Source organism: Sphingobacterium chuzhouense (assembly GCF_014692525.1).
In the GTDB taxonomy this organism is placed as follows: Bacteria; Bacteroidota; Bacteroidia; order Sphingobacteriales; family Sphingobacteriaceae; genus Sphingobacterium; species Sphingobacterium chuzhouense.
Genome location: NZ_JACNYL010000001.1, coordinates 328,606 through 348,423 on the forward strand (window position 1 = coordinate 328,606; position 19,818 = coordinate 348,423).

The 19,818-nt window shown below is 41.2% G+C and carries 16 protein-coding genes and 2 tRNA genes; 11 read left to right on the plus strand and 7 right to left on the minus strand.

All coding sequences use genetic code 11. The features are described from left to right. Positions 1–21 precede the first annotated feature (21 nt). From H8B21_RS01420 to H8B21_RS01430, 3 genes are read right to left on the minus strand one after another with little or no spacing between them, the layout of a single operon-like run. Positions 22–1,923 carry a RecQ family ATP-dependent DNA helicase gene (locus tag H8B21_RS01420; protein ID WP_190312010.1) on the minus strand — a complete coding sequence of 634 codons (1,902 nt, stop codon included), beginning with the start codon at positions 1,921–1,923 and terminating at the stop codon, positions 22–24. After that, on the minus strand, positions 1,913–4,015 hold the full coding sequence (locus H8B21_RS01425) for a ComEC/Rec2 family competence protein (RefSeq protein ID WP_190312011.1): 2,103 nt from the start codon (positions 4,013–4,015) through the stop codon (positions 1,913–1,915). Before H8B21_RS01425 ends, H8B21_RS01420 begins: the two co-directional genes overlap by 11 nt. Beyond that, the gene (locus H8B21_RS01430; protein WP_190312012.1) at positions 4,009–6,063 is read right to left on the minus strand and encodes a ComEA family DNA-binding protein; all 2,055 of its coding nucleotides are present in this window, start codon (positions 6,061–6,063) and stop codon (positions 4,009–4,011) included. The genes H8B21_RS01425 and H8B21_RS01430 overlap by 7 nt, the downstream gene beginning before the upstream one ends. A 340-nt stretch (positions 6,064–6,403) precedes the next feature. On the opposite strand from H8B21_RS01430, the gene H8B21_RS01435 reads away from it, so the two are divergent. Together H8B21_RS01435 and H8B21_RS01440 are read left to right on the plus strand one after the other, a co-directional pair. Then, positions 6,404–6,476 (plus strand) — tRNA-Met (locus H8B21_RS01435). A 49-nt stretch (positions 6,477–6,525) separates the two neighbouring features. Beyond that, a tRNA-Met gene (locus H8B21_RS01440) sits at positions 6,526–6,598 on the plus strand. A 151-nt stretch (positions 6,599–6,749) separates the two neighbouring features. Here the strand turns inward: H8B21_RS01440 and H8B21_RS01445 are convergent. Next, entirely contained in the window at positions 6,750–7,706 is a 957-nt protein-coding gene (locus H8B21_RS01445; protein WP_190312013.1) for a ribose-phosphate pyrophosphokinase, read from the minus strand. A 333-nt stretch (positions 7,707–8,039) separates the two neighbouring features. Here H8B21_RS01445 and H8B21_RS01450 point away from each other — a divergent pair, with 333 nt between their 5' ends. Further along, positions 8,040–8,636, plus strand: coding sequence for a 50S ribosomal protein L25/general stress protein Ctc (locus tag H8B21_RS01450; protein ID WP_190312014.1), 597 nt, complete (start codon positions 8,040–8,042; stop codon positions 8,634–8,636). 87 nt (positions 8,637–8,723) lie between these two features. Further along, on the plus strand, positions 8,724–9,287 hold the full coding sequence (gene pth / locus H8B21_RS01455) for an aminoacyl-tRNA hydrolase (RefSeq protein ID WP_190312015.1): 564 nt from the start codon (positions 8,724–8,726) through the stop codon (positions 9,285–9,287). 47 nt (positions 9,288–9,334) lie between these two features. Here pth and H8B21_RS01460 read toward each other — a convergent pair whose 3' ends face one another. Further along, positions 9,335–10,690 (minus strand): M56 family metallopeptidase, encoded by a 1,356-nt coding sequence (locus H8B21_RS01460; protein ID WP_190312016.1) that lies wholly within the window; start codon positions 10,688–10,690, stop codon positions 9,335–9,337. Between the two features lie 3 nt (positions 10,691–10,693). After that, a complete protein-coding gene (locus H8B21_RS01465; RefSeq protein WP_190312017.1) occupies positions 10,694–11,056 on the minus strand; it encodes a BlaI/MecI/CopY family transcriptional regulator in 363 nt (120 codons plus the stop codon). Positions 11,057–11,243: 187 nt separating this feature from the next. On the opposite strand from H8B21_RS01465, the gene H8B21_RS01470 reads away from it, so the two are divergent. After that, positions 11,244–12,530, plus strand: a complete 1,287-nt coding sequence (locus tag H8B21_RS01470) for a citrate synthase (protein WP_190312018.1) — start codon at positions 11,244–11,246, stop codon at positions 12,528–12,530. Between the two features lie 47 nt (positions 12,531–12,577). Here H8B21_RS01470 and H8B21_RS01475 read toward each other — a convergent pair whose 3' ends face one another. Beyond that, positions 12,578–13,351 (minus strand): META domain-containing protein, encoded by a 774-nt coding sequence (locus H8B21_RS01475; RefSeq protein WP_190312019.1) that lies wholly within the window; start codon positions 13,349–13,351, stop codon positions 12,578–12,580. A gap of 314 nt (positions 13,352–13,665) precedes the next feature. Between H8B21_RS01475 and nuoH the strand changes: the two genes are divergently transcribed. Genes nuoH through H8B21_RS01505 form a run of 6 tightly spaced genes read left to right on the plus strand, consistent with a single transcriptional unit; the run spans position 13,666 to position 19,811 of the window. After that, a complete protein-coding gene (gene nuoH / locus H8B21_RS01480) occupies positions 13,666–14,739 on the plus strand; it encodes an NADH-quinone oxidoreductase subunit NuoH (RefSeq protein WP_190312020.1) in 1,074 nt (357 codons plus the stop codon). A 43-nt stretch (positions 14,740–14,782) separates the two neighbouring features. Then, positions 14,783–15,316, plus strand: coding sequence for a 4Fe-4S binding protein (locus H8B21_RS01485; protein WP_190312021.1), 534 nt, complete (start codon positions 14,783–14,785; stop codon positions 15,314–15,316). Then, complete coding sequence (locus H8B21_RS01490; RefSeq protein ID WP_190312022.1) at positions 15,316–15,864, plus strand: NADH-quinone oxidoreductase subunit J family protein; 549 nt, start codon at positions 15,316–15,318, stop codon at positions 15,862–15,864. Before H8B21_RS01485 ends, H8B21_RS01490 begins: the two co-directional genes overlap by 1 nt. Further along, complete coding sequence (gene nuoK / locus H8B21_RS01495) at positions 15,861–16,166, plus strand: NADH-quinone oxidoreductase subunit NuoK (protein ID WP_190312023.1); 306 nt, start codon at positions 15,861–15,863, stop codon at positions 16,164–16,166. The genes H8B21_RS01490 and nuoK overlap by 4 nt, the downstream gene beginning before the upstream one ends. Then, positions 16,167–18,203 carry an NADH-quinone oxidoreductase subunit 5 family protein gene (locus H8B21_RS01500; RefSeq protein ID WP_317170352.1) on the plus strand — a complete coding sequence of 679 codons (2,037 nt, stop codon included), beginning with the start codon at positions 16,167–16,169 and terminating at the stop codon, positions 18,201–18,203. It abuts the gene before it with no gap. A 3-nt stretch (positions 18,204–18,206) separates the two neighbouring features. Next, positions 18,207–19,811, plus strand: coding sequence for a complex I subunit 4 family protein (locus H8B21_RS01505; protein ID WP_190312024.1), 1,605 nt, complete (start codon positions 18,207–18,209; stop codon positions 19,809–19,811). The last annotated feature ends 7 nt before the right edge of the window (positions 19,812–19,818 follow it).

Below are 19,818 nucleotides of genomic sequence, written 5' to 3' on the forward strand. Positions count from 1 at the left end.
AGGGTAGGCCTTATTCCTGCCCTAAAAATCACTATTCCAATAATACAACCCATCCCGCAAAACAATCTGCTCTTGATCCAGCAGCAATCGGATCACGTGTAACTTCGTATCATCGTCGCCAAGCGTTAATTCATCAACAAGATGCTTCACCTCTTTTTCGCCCGCCAATAATACGGTCTTTATTTCTTCCTGTAATTTCTCGTGTATATCTTCACGATGCTGACGCACCAAACATAAATCACAAATACCACAAAATATCACTTCTTTCTCCCCAAAATAAGTTTGCAACGCTATGCTTCGACAATCCTTCGTGTCAAGAAAAGCATAAATAGCTTTTATTTGTTGTTCCTTAATATGCCTTCTCTCCTCGATAAAAGATGTATCAATAAAGAGGTGCTTATAATCTACACGCGCTTGAAGAAATTCTAGTTGCGGAGCATCTGTTTTAGGAAGATAGGAAGCTATTTCCAATTGTTGGAGTCCCCGCAACATATTCACGATGTTATCATACGAAACCTTAAGCTTTTTCGCCAGTTCATATTCGTTCAACGCAATATAAAAATCGAATGCGCCACCTGTTGTACGCAAAATCAATTTTATGAGCGGATCATATTTCGCAGACTGCACCTGAAATTTATAAAGCTCTTGATAATCAATTTCAAACTTAAATCGCGAGGGAATAAAAACAGCTTCAGATACGGCAATCCACCCATCTCTTTCCAAAAACTTCAACGCACTCAATGTCGGGAGAACATCTATTTTATAGCGTTTGCAGAAATCGACAACGTCAAAATCAAAAAAAAGTCCTTTCCCTGCACCGTAAGCGATCTGGAAGTAGTTTCCAAGATAATGATAAACCTGCTGAATAAATTGTATCGGTGGAAAACCAGCTATAAAATTATCCCACAATTTTTCGCGATCCGCCTGTTGATACATCAGTACTGGAAATGCCTTCTTTCCGTCGCGACCTGCCCGGCCCGCTTCCTGGTAATAAGCCTCCAACGAATCGGGAATATCCAGATGCAATACAAATCGCACATCCGGTTTATCGATTCCCATCCCAAACGCATTGGTCGCGACGATGACACGCACCCGATTTTCCATCCAGCTGTCCTGCTTTTGTGAACGTGTTTGTGCATCCAATCCGGCATGATAAAAATCTGCTGGTACGCCGTGGTTGATTAAATATTGTGCCACTTCCTGCGTCTCACGACGATTACGGACGTAGATCACCCCCGATCCTCCAATCTTGTGAATCATGCGCAGCATCCGTCCCATCTTATCTTCCTCGGCCAATACCATATAGGCTAAATTTTCCCTTCGGAAGCTTTTTTGAAATACTTCGCCTCCTACGAAATGTAATTTGTCTTGAATGTCATCAACGACACGTGGCGTCGCAGTAGCCGTCAATGCCAAAAAAGGTGTGCTTGGGTGAATCTCACGCAACTTCGCCAATTCCAAATAAGCCGGGCGAAAATCATACCCCCATTGCGAAATACAGTGTGCTTCGTCGATAGCAAAAAGACTCACCTTCATATAGCGTATTCGTTCTTTTACCAAATCACTATATAGACGTTCTGGCGCAAGATAAAGAAACTTGATCCGCCCGTACACACAATTATCCAAGGCAATATCCACTTCCCGATGCGACATACCTGAAAAAATAGCAACCGCTTCGATACCTTTTTTTCGTAGGTTCTGGACCTGATCTTTCATCAATGCAATAAGCGGGCTGACCACAATGCATATACCCGCCGATTGAAGTGCCGGCACTTGAAAACAAATAGACTTCCCCCCTCCCGTAGGCATTAACGCCAAGGTGTCGCGCCCCTGCAACACTGCGTTAATAATATCCTGCTGCAGTGGGCGAAAGGTCTTATATCCCCAATATTGTTCCAGTATGTCCAGACTTTTATTTTCCATGCTTCTTATCCCAAACATAAGCAAAATTATTTTTCAACACATAATAGGATAACCTTAAAGAATCCGCATTTTTTATCATCTTTGGCAAAATACTCGGTCCGTTCGACCCGTCCAATATCAAAAGTTTGATATTACTGAAATCCTTGTCATCAAGGGTGTCATAAGGAGACATGTTACGCCACAATAAAATATCACATGCCACAGGTTTCTTTTCTGTTCTGCTGCCTTCCATAATACCTAATGTCCCCATAGCCGTTTGGATCTTCATACATTGCCCTCTTTTTAACTCGGGTAGCCGGTGAAAAGTTATATCCGCTGTTCGTGTATAATGTTGAAGATCCGGTAGAACCTGCATAGCTAATCTTGGATGTTTCACACTATCCAACGTAGACACAAGAGAAACTTTACCGCAATCAATCACCGCAATGGCAACCTCCCGCCCCACATTGTACATCTTTATACCTTTATAAGAGGTATATTTTACAGACGTTACGGCAACAGAAAACACAAGTATTTCTACGGAAATGAACGTACACCATAAAAATGGTTTACGCAGACCATACCAAGTAATAAGCAGAAAAACGATGACCAATAGAAACAAAAAGAGCTGCGCCCCCGAAAAATCAATGCCTTGTGCAGTGGCAAAAGGTAAGCTCTCAATCACTTTAAGCCCACCTAGGAGAAAGCGGCTCAAATAGGTTAAACCTATTCCTAGATAGCTGTTGGCGAATAAAAAAGGACATACCGCTAATGCTATACCAACATACATCAACGTGGTAGCCGGCAGCGATACAAATAGATTCCCGAGTAGAAAATAATTCGGAAACTGATGGAAGTAATACAGTGCCAAGGGAGTTGTAAAAAGTTGCGCACTGAACGAAACCAATACCGCTTGCCATATGATACGTATCCACTTGTTGTTTATTGGAAAAGCTTTGTTCAGCAGCGGATAGAGTGTAAATAATCCTAAGACAGCCAAATAGGACAACTGAAAGCCCATATCGAAGATCATAAAGGGATCAAATAAGAGCAGACAGTACGCGGACGCGAAAAGCGAATTGAGGTTTTGATTGGAACGTTGACTCCATCCCGCTACTAACAGAAAAGAAATCATCACCCCTGCGCGCAAAATAGAAGGTGCCATTCCGGTTAATAAAACATAACCCCAAATGGAAATAAGGATCAGCGTAAATCGGATAGGCCTACCATGAGGGAAGCGATCCAAAAAACCGAACAAAAAATTCAATAGAAAGAATACCATGCCTACGTGCAGTCCCGAAACACTCAACACATGCACGGTACCAGTATTGATGAAAGCGGCTAATGTCTCCGCTTGGAAATTGGCACGATAGCCTAGGATGAGTGCCGAGCAGACCTCCAACGCTTCTCTATCTGTTATAAATTGCTCGAATTTACGGACAAAATATTGGCGTACGGCTAACGCATATGCTACTATATTATTCCCCTCCCCGCTTCCAATCAGTCGGACATCCGCCGGTTGTATATAGGCTTGATGGTAGATGTTTTTATGTGCCAGATACCTTTTATAATCGAATTGTTTAGGGTTATGGGGCGCGCGTACCTCCGTTACTTTATTACGGAAGAATAGCTTGTCGCCATAAGATAGTGTTAAATCAGACTCCTTGCTCTCCCGGGCAATACTCAACATAATTCGCCCTGTTGCCGGACTTACTTCTTTATCACGTACTATATGACGAATTTCTAGGGGAAAACGAATACTTCCTTCGCCATATATGGGTTCATCCATTACCACCCCTATCAAATAATTGACTTCCTGATCGACAAAATGTCGTGATTGCTGCGCAGGAAGTTCTCGTCCTATCCAAACAATACCCAACAAGAACAACAGGGTGTAAAATAGCAACGGAAAGAAAATGTGTCTCCGTCGTCGACTATATATCTCTATCCCTATTAAAAACAGAAGTATAGTTATAATACATCCGATGATAATCTGAAAAAGCAATGTTGGTAATGCTAGGTAATAGCCACAGACAATACCTATTCCGAAAAATAAAAAAGTTCTGGCAAACGGTACTTTCCGCAACGCCAGATAAGAAGATTGCCCTACCATTGATATCGGAATTGAATTTTAATTTCTGATCGGCGTGGACCCTCGCTTTGATCCAACCCGGAACCCACCGTTTCCACATCCAAATAGTGGTTTTGACTGTAACGTAGCCAGAAATCTGTTTTGCGACCGATACGATAGCGCAGGTTGATATAAGAACGACCACCTTCCCCATTATACATCGGAAATGCACTCGCATATAACACATCGTTCTCGTACGCATATAATCTAGCGTCGTACGAGTCGGTAGCAAACAGCGCTAAGCGTAAGTTTGCTTGCAGGGGCAAACGAGTAGGTTTCCAGAATACATCCTGATAAGCTAGCCATCCAAAATCAATTCTCCCATCCTTTTCATATCGTATGCCCTCTGCTCTTGACCGAATTTCCCACTTGTTGGATAATTTATACTGAAAGGCTAAACGTAACTGATCCTTAAGCACATCCACGACCTCCCTGTCGGGCGGCCTTCCGCTATTGTTTTCTTGTTTTAGCCGATGGCGATAGCGTAGGGAAACCCGCCCTATCTTATACCAAGTATACGTAAATTGAGATAGAACGTCCATTCCCGTACTTGGCTCGTCTACCCGATAACGTAACCACGGAAAGCGGAACACATCTACATAATTTACCCATTCTATTTTCCTATTGGGGTGGAACATAAATCCGGTATAGACTCCCTCTTCGTTGGTAACCGCACTTCCCTCTCCCAATGCTTGTGCAAAAACTGCATGGTAGTTCCGTTGATAATTCCGATAGTTAACGAATGTTGATACTTTCGGATGCACACTGGCGATCAAGCCATTTAGCGTTGCCCAACCCCGACCATATTCATGAGCCGTTTCGCCAAACAGATACATATTTCGAAACGTGTACTGGTAATTAATGCCTATATTGGTTAACCGGTCACCTTCAAAAGAATAGGCGTGCCGTGGAGAGCCATCATGCACAATAGCACCGTCATATTGTGTGTAAACACCTACAGCACCTAACTTTAAGCGTTTATAGCGATAGGTAACATCGATTCCCGCAACACCTTGGGTTATAGCGCGGCGATTACGAAGTTCATTGGGTGTACGATGTAATCCGGACGCCGAAATGGAACTGATGATGTAACTATCTTCTTCTGTTATGGAACGGTTCCCAGATAATTTTCGCCAGGAAACAAAAGGCGTAATTTCCCAATTATCAATTGATAAACGCGTGGCGAAACCAGAAAGATAGTTATTCTCGTTCATAGATGTATAACTTCGTAATCCTGCCCCCTGTCTAGCGCTACTCGTAATCATCGCCCCTTTGCCAAAACTCAGACCGTTCCACATAACTAGTCCTTGTCCCACTTGCAAGGCATAGTTTCCTAGCAACAATTCTTTAAATATACCGACATCTTTCACATATAGACTAACGCCGTAATGGTCAAAACCATAGCGTTGCTTTTCTCGAAAGAAAGGTTCTCCCGCATCTTTTTCCATATTGATCGCCAAGCGTACCCGATTACGGAAATTGAAACGGTAACGGAGCATATACCGGTTTGCATCCCCGAGATAACGCGATCGCGTGCTGTCCGTAATAAGGTAACCTCGTTGTTCCTGGAATATGGTACCATAGCGCAACATCAGTTGTTGCTCACTGTCATCATAAAGTTTTCGCCAAGTTAATCCCTCAAGCGTGGACGTAGAAGAGACCGTGATAAAAGGATTTAACCGTTCGATAGTCGGTAGATCAAAATGAGCAATCCCTTGCAGTTCAAGCACAGAAATAAACCTCCCTGTCTGTTCACGGTGTGCTAACAGGCTTGCAATCTGCAAAGGCGATAGAAATAAGAGCTTGGCCAATTCCTGTTCGTCTGTTTTATTTAAATCAATTGGTCGCGTATGGTAGTAACGCAGAAGCTCAAGGAATTCATCGACATCAATTTCTTCCTCCAGTTCTTCCACCAATTGTTCTACAATTTGCTCCACAACCGGGCTTTCACTCCATGTTTGGCTTTTTACCAGCGTATTATACCCCAGTAAAACAGCAATTACTAAGATAAATACAGAGGTAAAACGCATAATCTTTGAGCATTTAAAATAAACAGATAGGAATCAGGTATACATACACCCCAATGTGCAGTGTTGTCCGCCGGACTATCCGGCGGTAAAAATCTCTTTTTACGCGTCAACGCACTACTTTTCCTCTTAGATAAGAAGGATAAATAAAACTGCTGAACGGATAAATAGAGAGTCACAACGGTTAGTGGTAAACTTCTTTTCATCACAATTCATTATAATTGATAAAGTGAAAGTACAGAATATTAGATCATTATCCAATTCCAACTGTCAATCTTTTTAAAAAAGCATATTTCCTTTTGGTTTTAGCTCAAAAAACGCTATCTTTGTGTCACCAAAAAATTGCGGGGTGGAGCAGTTGGTAGCTCGTCGGGCTCATAACCCGAAGGTCATCAGTTCGAGTCTGATCCCCGCTACTAACAAAAAGCAAAGCGCGAGGCTAAGCTTAAAAAATTCAAGAAATATTGCGGGGTGGAGCAGTTGGTAGCTCGTCGGGCTCATAACCCGAAGGTCATCAGTTCGAGTCTGATCCCCGCTACTAACAAAAAGCGCTAAGGAAACTTGGCGCTTTTTTTATTCCCTCATATTTTTATAAAATAAAAACAATACCATATATCTTAAAACAAGAGAGCCGACATTCAGTCGGCCCCTTATTTTTTTATTAGAATAGCATTACTAATACAATGGCATTATTTAATGTCAAACAAATCAGAAATCGATCCGTGTTCATTTACATTCTTAATCGCTCCAGCAAATAAATCAGCCGTAGATAGTACTTTAATTTTACTACAGCTTCTTTGCTTCTCCGAATTTAACTGAATGGTATCTGTGACGATCATTTCTGTTAACACTGAATTCTCGATCGTATCATAAGCTTTTCCTGATAAGACTGCATGCGTACATACGGCTCTTACTGAACGAGCGCCGTTTTCCATAATCAACGCAGCCGCTTTAGACAACGTACCAGCCGTATCACATATATCATCTATCAAGACGACATCTTGATCCTTCACATCTCCAATAATCGACATAGATTCGATTTCATTGGCACGTTTACGACGTTTGTCACAAATGATAACCTCCGCGTTGAAGAATTTGGCAAATGTACGAGCACGGTACGAACCGCCCATATCTGGAGACGCAATGGTCAGATTAGGCAAATTCAACGATTTGATGTACGGTACAAATATAATAGATCCATCTAGGTGATCCACCGGGATATCAAAGAATCCTTGTATCTGTGCAGCGTGCAAATCCATGGTCATAATTCGGTGTGCACCGGCTGCCACAATGAGGTTTGCAATCAATTTCGCGCCAATAGCAACACGCGGTTTGTCTTTCCTATCTTGGCGAGCATAACCGAGATAAGGTACGACCACCGTGATATAATGGGCAGAAGCACGCTTTGCCGCATCAATCATAAATAAAAGCTCTAAAAGATTGTCGTTTGGCTGGTTTGTGGATTGGATTAAGAACACGTCGCTTCCGCGTACTGATTCGTTATAAAAAGGCTGAATTTCTCCATCGCTAAACTTGGATAAGGTCATATCGCCAAGCGGCTTTCCATAAGATGTGGAGATTTTTTCCGCTAATTCCACTGTTCCAGACCCTGCGAACAGCTTCACCGTGTTAAATTGCAAAGGCATTTCTTACGCGTGTTTTATATGTTGGATTTATTATTATTTCCAATTTAGAAGAAAGCAAAACCAAAAAAGTTGTCCGACCTGGATTCGAACCAGGACTAAATGAACCAAAATCATTTGTACTACCCTTATACTATCGGACAAACTCCAAGATTAACTTAGCTTTGCCACAAAGTTAGCCAAATGTTTCTTAAAACAAAAGCTAAATTGCTATCTACCATAGTCGATAGGCTGCAAACTCCGGAGAAAGCACAATCACTTAGATAGTAGCAAATAAAAATTTGCTTATCAAAAAAAATACCGTATTTTTGCACCTCAAATTTAGATAATTAAGAAATGAAATCAATTGCTATTAGCGGTTCTGTTAGACAGAACGTAGGGAAAAGAGATGCAAAAGAATTGCGTTACGAAGGAAAGATTCCTGCAGTTCTTTATGGTGGCAAAGAACAAACCCACCTTGCTGTATCCGCAGCTGATTTGAAATCTGTTCTATATACTGCTGACGTAGTATTTGTAGAATTGGATATCGACGGCAAAAAAACACGTGCTATCGTTCAAGACGCACAATTCCACCCACTTACCGATTTGGTAACACACGTGGATTTCTTGGAATTGTTTGATGACAAACAAGTTTCTGTAAATATTCCTATTAAATTAACAGGAGATTCTCCAGGTGTTAAAATGGGCGGTAAACTTGTTCAGAAACTACGTAATCTTCGTGTGAAAGCATTACCAAATGATCTTCCTCAGGAAATCAAGGTTCCTATGGATTCGTTAGAGGTTGGTAAATCTTTCCGTGTAGGACAGGTATCATTGGAAAATGCGAAAATCCTTAACAACGCTGACGATACGATCGTATCTGTAGTAATGTCTCGTGCATTGCGTCAAGCAGAGCAAGAAGCAGCAAAAGCAGCAAAAGGCTCTAAGAAATAGTACCGAGGTATTTAAACAATAAAAAAGCATCGCATATATGTGCGGTGCTTTTTTATTTGTCTAACACTATTCCTTATCTTTGCACCCATGAATTATTTAATTGTCGGGCTGGGTAACATCGGCAAGGAATACGCAGATACACGCCATAACATCGGGTTTATGGTGGTGGATGAAGCAGCAAACCAAACAGGGTCAACCTGGTCATTGATGAAACTTGCCTACTATACAGAATTTAAACTTAAAGGCAGAAACGTGTACATGATTAAGCCCACCACTTTTATGAATTTAAGTGGTAAGGCTGTAAACTATTGGATGCAGGAACTCAAAGTTCCAATACAAAATGTATTGGTCGTGGTAGATGATCTCGCTATTCCGTTTGGTTCTCTACGAATTAAGCCGAAGGGTTCCGCTGCAGGGCATAATGGACTCCGTTCCATAGAGGCTACTTGTGGTGGTCAGAACTACGCCCGGCTGCGTTTCGGCATCGGCGACAATTTTCCCAAAGGAAGACAAGTTGATTACGTATTGAGTCCTTTTGATTCCGATGAGCAAAAAGAATTGCCGCCGCTCATTGACCATGCTGTGAAGATGATACAGAGCTTTGTCCACATCGGCATCGAATTGACCATGACGAATCTGAATACGAAGTAGGGATAAATCCCCGATGAGTCCATCAGGGATTTACTCAACATATTATCTTATTTCTTTGTTGTGATAATAATAACACCATATTTCCCTTTATCTCCATAGCGTTCTGTTGCAGTTTTATCTTTAAGAACATCAATAGATTCTATTTCATTAGGATCCAAGGCGTCCATGCTTTCTTTTCCCTCTTGCATCACTCCATCTATCACATATAAAGCTTTAGCTCTCTGCTCTTGCTGTCGGTCACGCTCCTCCTTTGAATATGCTGAAATAATGCCATCCTTATCATTGTAGTCCGCATATCGTACCTTTAAAGCACCTTTCGAAGAAAACATCATTCCGTACAATTCTGAATCGTCTATCTGAAAAAAATCATCTTTAGACAATACCTTCCTATCGTATAGGTATAAATAGTCCTGCGTTTGATCAATTTCCGACTTACTTTTCAAAAATTTCGCTTCAAATGGTGGTGTCTTCGTCGTATCTGGTCGGGTAGTTATATCAAGCTGTTTTTCCCTAACCACTTCCGTCGTTTCCGTAATTTTTTCATCAGCCTTGCTAATAGTAAATGCTCCTGCCGAAAAGATAACGATCGGTAGCAGGAAAGCATATTTACTCAATTGGAGTTTCGACGATTTTTTCTTGTTCATCATCATAATGCGCTTTTTTAAAAATTTAAAATTAAACTGATTGCTAACGCCCAACGAGGCACCTTGCTTCGATATGTTCAGCAATGAATACTGATAGGTTTGCCGATCCACACCCTTATTTAGCACTTGTTGATCAGTCAAGTATTCTAAATTTTGACGTACAGCTCTGCGCATGAGCCACACGAAGGGATTATACCAACAAACTATCAGTAATATTTCAAACATTAGTATATCCATGCTGTGAATGCCTTTCACATGGATATCCTCATGCTTAAAAATATTATAGAGTTCCGGTTCCTGATGTTGCTCCTTATGGAGATAAATTTTGTTCAGAAAAGAGAACGGAACAATAGGAAATAATACATTTTGATACCAATACGTTTTCCATATAGCCTTTCGTGAATAGATATGAATACGTAATAAACTCAATAACTGCAAGCATAATCGAACAGCAAACCATAATCCGACAATTACAATGCAACTATATATCACGTTTTCCAATGTATAAGCAGATTTTCCTACTTGCTGTGTGTAAAAATCTGGCAAATACCCCAGCCACTTGCCTACGGGCTCTACATGTTTGCGAAACAGGGATTTGATATCCAAAAAAGGATATGCGAAGGAGAAAACAGCTCCAATAAGAAAGAACCCTCTATTTAAACGATAGAATGTCAATCTCTTCAATAAGCCGTAATATCCTAGATATATTACGGCTAGCAATATATTGACTTGAATGATATAAGCAAGCAAAGAATACATAAGCTAAGATTTATTTTTCTTTATCATATCCATGATTTCCTTCAATTCCGCTGCGGAAAGCTTCTCTTCTTTTACAAAAAAAGAAACCATTTCCTTATAAGAATTCCTAAAATAATCCCCTACGAAGTCGTGCATAAACTTCCCCTTATATTCCTCTTCCGAAATAACGGGTTCATAACGCTTTGCATTGGCATATTTAACCGCTTTCACATATCCTTTACGTTCCAGGTTCCTTATGGTCGACGCCAATGTAGTATAGGGCGGCTTCTCTCCTTTTAAATTATCCAGTACCTCCTTTACAAATCCACCGTCTAATTGCCAAATGGATAACATCGCTTCTTCTTCTTGAATGGTTAACTTTTCCATAATCAAAATACTAATCTTTCACAATATTACGAAAATTTCGTAAATCAAAAGAATATTTTCAAAAAAAAGAAAAAGAGATTAAAAACGAATCATGACAATTCTTTGTCATTTAAATTGCAACGGTATTAGAATTTATCACCGATTTTTATACATTTGTAGAAAGTAGATTATTTTAGATTAATAACATATGTCGGATAAAGCAACAATAAATTTAGGCGGAAAATCTTATGAATTGCCAGTTATTATTGGTACTGAAAACGAAAAAGCAATAGATATCTCCAAATTACGAGATCAATCAGGATATATCACATTAGATCCAGGATTTAAAAATACTGGAGCTACTAAAAGCGCTATTACCTTTTTAGATGGTGAGCAAGGCATTTTGCACTATCGCGGGTATCCCATCGAGCAGTTAGCAGAAAAGTCTACTTTTCTGGAAGTGGCCTACCTGTTAATATATGGTGAGCTTCCCGCCAAAGAGGTATTAGAGAAATTTCGTTCCGATATCAGAAAGCAAATGATGATCCACGAAGACATGAAAAATTTCTTCGTTGGCTTTCCTTCCAAATCACACCCTATGGGGCAGTTATCCTGTTTGGTAGGTGCATTGTCTTCTTTCTATCCCGAATCTTTAAATCCGAATGCTACAGAAGAAGAGGACAATAAGACCATTATCAATCTCTTGGCAAAGATGCCTACCATCGTATCCTGGATACAGAAAAAATCATTAGGTCAACCTGTAGTTTATCCTAAAAATAACTACGGTTATATTGAGAACTTCCTGAATATGATTTTCGGAGAAGTAACCGGCGAAACTACTTTCGATCCGGTTGTTATTAGTGCGATGCATAAATTATTAATTTTGCATGCAGACCATGAGCAAAACTGTTCTACATCTACGGTTCGCATTGTAGGTTCGTCCAACGCTAATCTGTATGCTTCCATCTCAGCGGGCATCAATGCGCTGTGGGGTCCTTTACATGGCGGGGCAAACCAAGCGGTTATCGAAATGTTGGAAGCTATTAAAAATGATGGTGGTGATGCGGAGAAATACCTTGCGAAAGCAAAAGACAAAAATGATCCTTTCCGGTTGATGGGATTCGGACATCGTGTATACAAAAATTTTGATCCACGCGCCAAAATCATTAAGAAAGCTTGTGATGATATTTTAGAAAAACTGGGGGTACAAGATCCTGTTTTAGATATTGCCAAAAAACTCGAAGAAGCAGCATTAAATGACCAATACTTCATTGATAGAAAGCTATATCCCAACGTTGATTTCTATTCAGGTATTATTTACCGAGCGTTAGGCTTTGAATCAGATATGTTTACGGTGTTGTTTGCGTTGGGTCGTCTTCCGGGTTGGATTGCGCAATGGAAAGAGATGCGTGACAACAAAGAACCTATCGGGCGTCCGCGCCAAGTATATGTCGGTGAGACAAAGCGAGATTATGTTGATTTCGACAAGCGATAAAAAAAAGACGCGATTTTGAATCGTGTCTTTTTTTTGCCGTGTTTTATTTATTTCTTCTGCCAGCGCATCACCACCATATCGTCCATAATCATGGTCAACGTGGAATCCTGTACATCAAACGATGTTACACGCTCTAAATTTTTAAGGAACACTTGTTCTCCATTTCCGGGGCAAGCCATTTTGGTCGACGCCATGGGGCCAAAGGAAATCGTATGGCCATCAATATTCACCGATCCTGAAAAACTATTACAACTGCTGTTGCCATTCACTTTCTTTTCAGCCACATCAAATGTAATCGTCGGTTTCCGTTCTGGGTACAGCACATCAAAGGTAGTTTCCGGCTCGAGGATGTAATCCAACTCCCATGTACCGACCAGTTTATCCGTTTGGTCTACAACCATCGCAAATTTGGCCAATATGTCGTTATTCTTTCCCTTCAATACCATCTCGCTTCCGTTTACATCATAGGTAACTGCTTCGTCAAATAAAGTACGTAAGCCATATTCGATACTCATATCCATACAGGCCATCATTGTCGAGATCCCACGCGAAAATTTAATGCCGTTATTTTTTTCTAGTGTATATTCACCTCCGATGCCGTTACATCCGCCACTGGCACCATAACGTCCGCTTTTTTCCTCTAGTTTCAGAAATGGCATTTTGCCGTTCACCTTCGCGGCAACTGGTTTACCATTAAGTTCCACTAATTGCCATTTTTTTCCAACCAAATCTGCCATACTACTATTTGATGGTTTCCGAACGGCACAGCTAGCCATTAGCATCACCATAAGACCTACAAAAATAAAGTTGATTTTTTTCATTGCTATAAAATTAAATATCGTTCTTTAATTAGAACACTTCTTCAAACGAAAGGTTCAACCCAAATGCTACACAATAATATTTTGTATCACTATTTTTATACAATATTATTTTTTAAATATTATACGATTCTAACAATACAAAAAGCCTACCAATCTTGTGCAGATACCTCAATGAAATCGAATAACATAGCGCCATATATATCAACCTCGAAAATAAACTCTACTATTTTGGTATATTTTCTTTAAATATTATGGCGTTTTGCTCCGTTTTACGTATGTTTGCATCCAATTAAGAACTATTCTAAAAAGACAAATTGGTCGATCTCATTGTCCATATTATTGTACCTGTCGCAATTTTTGCTTTCATTGCGGGATTTACGCTCTTTGCCGTTTATGCAGAGCGTAAAATTGCTGGTTTTGTACAAGACCGCTTAGGGCCTATGGAAACAGGAAAATACGGCCTTATCCAAACATTGGCGGACATTTTGAAACTATTACAGAAAGAGTTTATCACGCCAACCGCAGCAGATAAGGTCTTGTTTACACTTGCCCCTATCGTGATATTTGTCGCCGTATTCATCGGTTTCAGTGTCGTGCCCTGGGCGCCGGACTTCATCCCGGCAAACACCAACACCGGGCTCTTTTTCATCATGGCCATTGTGGCGATCGATGCCATTGGTATTTTAATGGCGGGCTGGGGCTCCAACAACAAATATTCGCTATTGGGATCTATCCGCGCCATCGCACAGATGGTATCATACGAACTGCCTGTAGGCTTGTCGCTGATCGCAGCGGTCATGATTACACAGACGTTAAATCTCAACGACATCGCATACTTGCAGGGCATTGCATCGCCGGAGCAGATCTATTTTATGGGATTTTGGAACGTAACCGATATCGGGGGCATTTTTGCTTGGCACATCTTCCAAGCACCTCACCTCCTTATCGTTTATACTATTTTCTTCATCGCTTCGCTTGCCGAGTGTAATCGCGCCCCATTTGATATCCCCGAAGCCGAATCCGAGCTCATAGGCGGTTTTCACACCGAATATGGCGGAATTAAATTTGCCTTTTTATTCCTTGCCGAATATGCGATGATGTTTCTAGTTGCTATTTTAGGTGTAGTAATTTTCTTAGGAGGATGGAATAGTCCACTACCCAATATCGGTAGTTTACGTCTTGCCGATTGGACAACAGGATTAGGTTGGGGAATTGCATGGACACTATTGAAATCACTGACAATAGTCGGTATACAGATGTGGATTCGTTGGACGTTGCCCCGTTTTCGGGCTGACCAGCTGATGACCTTATGTTGGAAAGTTTTAATCCCTTTAGCGTTTGTTTGCCTCGCTATATCGGGATTATGGAGAATATTGGTTATGTTGTAAACGTAAGATAACTTTGGTACTAAAAACAACCATACAAGGATTTATGACTGCCGTTAAAGGTTTATTTTTAACGGTCAGGCACTTGTTTGGTGCACGCAAATCACGTAGTACGCTCGATATTCGCGACGAAAACTACTTTAAGCAGCAACAAGGTGTTACCACAGTGCAGTATCCAAAGGAAAAGATGCCTATTCCCGAAGTGGCACGTTATCAATTGCAGGTCGATATTGAAGACTGTATCGTCTGTGATCTATGCGCAAAGGCGTGTCCCGTAGATTGTATCGACATCCAATCCATCAAATCAGTGGGTGTCATCGGAAAGACATCAGACGGCAGTGTCAAACGGTTGTATCCGGAGAAGTTCGATATCGACATGGCAAAATGCATGTACTGCGGACTGTGTACGGTGGTATGCCCTACAGAATGTATCACCATGACTGATCAATATGACCGCAGCACGTCAAAACTGACGGATCTGATCTATGGTTTTTCCGATATGACGGACGAAGAGATCTCGAAACGAAAAGAAGAGTGGACACGTTTTCAAGCTGATAAGGAGGCAGCTAAGAAAAAATAATGACGATAGAATCCTTATTATTCTACGCTTTCGCCGGCATGGCTATCGTTTCTGCCCTTTTATTAGTCAATATACGCAATACTGCCCGTGCACTGTTCTTGCTTTTCATCGTGCTTTTTGCGATGGCAGGGCTTTACCTTTTCGCTCTGGCGGATTTTATCGCCATTACACAAATTTTAGTGTATGTCGGTGGGGTACTTATTCTGTTGATATTTGCTTTTATGCTGTCCAACAAAGAATTGCTTAACGACCTACAATCTACATCCAAGCGTTTTATTTCGCTGCCTAACTGGCAGGCGCTGATCCTAGCCTTAGCTTTTCTAGGCGTTATGGTATACAGCTATATCAGCTGGTCACAGCATATGCCGCAATGGATTACGCAATCTGAAGCCAAAGGAATGGTTATTTTACCTACGGACAATAATATAAAGGTATTGGGGTTCAAATTTATGACCCAGTATGTTTTACCTTTTGAAATCATATCCGTTTTCCTCATGATGGCACTTATGGGAGCTGCGCACTTATCACGAAAGGAGGATAACGAATGATAACCCTTACCCATTTTTTGGTTGTTAGTGCATGTATTTTTTGTATCGGTTTGTATGCAGTGCTTGCTAAACGCAACACAATTATGATATTGGTTGGCATTGAACTGATGATCAATGCCGCTATATTGAATTTTGTAGCTTTCGGAAAATACGACAAAATAAATTACGGCGGCCAGGTTTTCGCTTTGTTTGCCATCGTTCTTGCCGCAGCAGCCGTTGCTGTGGGACTGGCAATTATCTTGAATGTATACCGCCATTTTAAAACCATTAATCCCGAAAACATCCACGAATTGAAAGATTAAGTGAACACCCTTCTCCACATATCACCCGTTACCGCCAGCATTCTCGTGATGTTGTTTCCCTTATTGGCATTCATTATACAAGCCTTATTGGGTAAAAAAGCGATTTCGGGCAATATTGCGTTAACCGCTATTTTAGCGAGTACTATAATAAGCCTGTTCGGTGTGTTTTTGCCTGTATGGAACGAAACCACTGTTTTAAAAAAATGGGAATGGTTCACCATTGGAGAGCATACACTCTATGTGGGTATACTAGTCAATAATCTCACCGCTTTGATGCAACTGGTTGTTTGTATTATCGCGCTACCTGTGCATATTTATTCCCGCGCCTATATGAAAGGTGATAGCGGTATACACCGTTATTGGATGTACCTAAGTCTGTTTTGCTTTGCGATGTTAGGCCTCACTGTATCGCTCAATCTGCTGCAACTATATATTTTTTGGGAGTTGGTAGGTTTTGCTTCCTATTTATTGATAGGTTTTTGGTTCACCAAAGAAACTGCTGTACAGGCTAATAAAAAAGCATTTTTGATCAATAGAATCGGAGACATTGGCTTTCTCATTGGGGTAGCCCTTGTTTATGCACATTGCGGCACTTTAGATCTGTCAGCTTTATTTGGCCAGACAGGAACATTCTTTAAAGGGGTTGATATAGGCATCATACCAGCACTCGATAAAAATACCTCTTGGGTTACCTTCGCCGGTCTGGCATTTTTTCTGGGAGCTATGGCAAAATCAGCCCAGTTTCCATTACATATATGGCTGCCCGATGCGATGGAGGGCCCTACTTCGGTATCATCTCTAATTCATGCCGCTACTATGGTTGCAGCAGGTGTGTTCTTACTATGTACTGTTTTTCCACTTTTCAATGAGACCGTTCTCTTGGTCATCACCATCATTGGTACAATTACTGCGCTGTCCGCTGCTCTTTTTGCTTTGGGGCAATATGATATTAAAAAAGTACTCGCTTTTTCAACAATCTCCCAATTGGGCTTTATGATAGTGGGTGTTGGTATCGGTGCCTGGGATGCTGCCATGTTCCACCTTACCACGCACGCGTTTTTCAAATGTTTACTGTTCTTGTGTGCAGGAGCGGTTATACATGAAATGGCACATCTGAAAACTAAGATACAACTGGACTTCGATCCACAGGATTTGCGCAATATGGGCGGTCTACGACGTTTTATGCCCAAGACCTATACCTGTATGGTGATTGCCTCGTTATCCCTTGCCGGATTCCCATTTACTTCGGGGTATCTCTCCAAAGATAGCATCGTGATTACCACATACGAATGGGCAAACCATCTTGGCGGTGCATATGTGTTGATTCCGGTGGTATTGATTATCGTTAGTTTACTGACAGCATTCTACATCGGACGGATTATCTTCAAGACGTTTTTCGGTTCTTTTAAATACCGCACTTATATTAAAGCTGATATGACGTTTCATGAAGCATCGAAGACCATGCTTATTCCGATGTTTGTACTTGCAGCAGGTAGTTTATTTCCTTTCTTTGGTCCGTCGCCGGCAGATTATCATCGTTCTTGGATTATGCTGATATTGGATACTGACTCCACCTATCCGAGCTTGGCACAAGCCCATGTATTCATTCCCGCCCTTTTAACGGCAGGAGCAGTTTTGATGTGGCTCATCGGATGGAACTGGTATATAAAACAGAAATATCCTCTATCGGAAAACAATATCTTGGTACGCTTCGCCAATAAGCAGGGATATCTGAACGAATTTAACGAACGCATATTCGTAAAAGGAACTGTAGAGCTTAGCCGCATACTATATGCTTTTGATCGTCATGTGGTGGACGGGCTCACCAAGCTTTTCTCTTGGTTTATACGTCGGTTTTCAGTTATTGTTTATTGGTTTGACAAACATATCGTCGACGGGCTGGTCAATTTGTTTGCCCATGCGACATATTATATTGGCCATCTTGTCCGGCATGTTCAAAATGGACAGTTACAGGCGTATTTGGGCTTTGCATTGACTATTGTTGTTTTGGGAATACTTTATTTGTTAATTAAATAGAAAATGGGCTTGTTATCCATATTGATATTTTTACCGTTGGTTGCAACATTACTGATTTTGGCCTTGCCGTCATCAGCTAAAGCGACCTATAAATACGTTGCTTTAGGTTTCACCTTTCTGCAATTCGGTCTTTCTCTTTATCTATACGGAAATTTTGACGCTACATTGGGCGGTATCCAACAGTTAGATGCTTACCAGTTTGTGGAGCAGTTGGCGTGGATACGAATGGATTTAGGCGCTATCGGAAAACTGGAGATTGATTACTTAATTGGTGTAGACGGAATTTCACTCCCCCTTATCGTGTTAAGTACACTGGTTATGCTGATGGGTGTTGGTGCTTCGTGGAACATCGATAAAAGCCCCAAAGGGTATTTTGCCTTGCTAATGATACTGAATACAGCGGTAATGGGTATTTTCTCTGCGTTGGACTTTTTCCTATTCTATGTTTTCTATGAGATCATGTTGCTTCCACTCTATTTCCTTATCGGAATATGGGGAGGGGAGCGTCGTGAATATGCTGCGATTAAATTCTTTATTTACACACTATTGGGTTCTGTACTCATGCTTTTGGTTATCGTAGGACTTTATTTCTCTGTAATCAATCCAGCAACAGGAGCACATACGTTCAATATGTTGCATATGATGAATCCTGCCAACTATGTGGACGGTTCTTTCTTTGCTTATATAGCGAATTATCACGAAGTCTTTGGTATACCGGCTCGTCTGATTGGCTTTATTGTCTTGTTTTTCGCATTTGCCATTAAAGTACCGATTGTTCCGCTCCACACTTGGCTACCCGATGCACACGTAGAAGCCCCTACACCGGTCTCTATCATTCTTGCCGGTATATTGCTGAAAATAGGTGGGTACGGTATCATTCGGGTCTGTTATAGCATTTTCCCCGATATAGCTGCGGACACCAATTGGTGGCTTGCCTTGATTGGGGTGATATCCATATTATACGGGGCACTCAATGCATTAGCACAGAAGGATCTAAAACGCATGATTGCCTATTCTTCGGTATCGCATATGGGGTTCGTATTACTCGGAATTGCATCATTGACAGCCGAAGGGGTATCGGGCGCTATATTCCAAATGGTTTCCCATGGATTCCTCAGTGCAGCGTTGTTTTTCTTAGTCGGTGTTCTATACGACCGTGTACACGATCGTTATATCTATAACTTCCGTGGTCTAGCCTCGCTTACGCCAAAGTATACTGCGTATGTAGCTATTGCGTTTTTTGCTTCATTAGGGTTGCCTGGCTTCTCGGCCTTCATCGGAGAGGCTTTCGTTATCATTGGTGCATTCAATGCCGAAAGCATGGCTACGGGTGTACCCCGTTGGATGGCCATAGGTGGGTCGATCGGGATATTATTAAGTGCAGCGTACTTCCTATGGACATTGCAACGCATGTTTTTCGGGCAAACGCGATTAAAAGGTGGATTGGCTTGGCAAGAAGCATTGACCGATCTGAATACGCGCGAACAGGTTATTTTGTTTCCTGCACTTGCGCTGGCGTTGCTTTTGGGCATTATGCCGTCGCTTATCTTTAGCAACCTCAATGCTTCTGTAATACAACTTATTGATTTAATAAAACCCTATTTGTAAGCATAAT

Coding starts and splice junctions, on each gene's coding strand:
- H8B21_RS01420 (WP_190312010.1), bottom strand. CDS start 1,923: ATGGAAAATAAAAGTCTGGACATACTGGAACAATATTGGGGATATAAG.
- H8B21_RS01425 (WP_190312011.1), bottom strand. CDS start 4,015: ATGGTAGGGCAATCTTCTTATCTGGCGTTGCGGAAAGTACCGTTTGCC.
- H8B21_RS01430 (WP_190312012.1), bottom strand. CDS start 6,063: ATGCGTTTTACCTCTGTATTTATCTTAGTAATTGCTGTTTTACTGGGG.
- H8B21_RS01445 (WP_190312013.1), bottom strand. CDS start 7,706: ATGCCTTTGCAATTTAACACGGTGAAGCTGTTCGCAGGGTCTGGAACA.
- H8B21_RS01450 (WP_190312014.1), top strand. CDS start 8,040: ATGAAATCAATTGCTATTAGCGGTTCTGTTAGACAGAACGTAGGGAAA.
- pth (WP_190312015.1), top strand. CDS start 8,724: ATGAATTATTTAATTGTCGGGCTGGGTAACATCGGCAAGGAATACGCA.
- H8B21_RS01460 (WP_190312016.1), bottom strand. CDS start 10,690: ATGTATTCTTTGCTTGCTTATATCATTCAAGTCAATATATTGCTAGCC.
- H8B21_RS01465 (WP_190312017.1), bottom strand. CDS start 11,056: ATGGAAAAGTTAACCATTCAAGAAGAAGAAGCGATGTTATCCATTTGG.
- H8B21_RS01470 (WP_190312018.1), top strand. CDS start 11,244: ATGTCGGATAAAGCAACAATAAATTTAGGCGGAAAATCTTATGAATTG.
- H8B21_RS01475 (WP_190312019.1), bottom strand. CDS start 13,351: ATGAAAAAAATCAACTTTATTTTTGTAGGTCTTATGGTGATGCTAATG.
- H8B21_RS01485 (WP_190312021.1), top strand. CDS start 14,783: ATGACTGCCGTTAAAGGTTTATTTTTAACGGTCAGGCACTTGTTTGGT.
- H8B21_RS01490 (WP_190312022.1), top strand. CDS start 15,316: ATGACGATAGAATCCTTATTATTCTACGCTTTCGCCGGCATGGCTATC.
- nuoK (WP_190312023.1), top strand. CDS start 15,861: ATGATAACCCTTACCCATTTTTTGGTTGTTAGTGCATGTATTTTTTGT.
- H8B21_RS01505 (WP_190312024.1), top strand. CDS start 18,207: ATGGGCTTGTTATCCATATTGATATTTTTACCGTTGGTTGCAACATTA.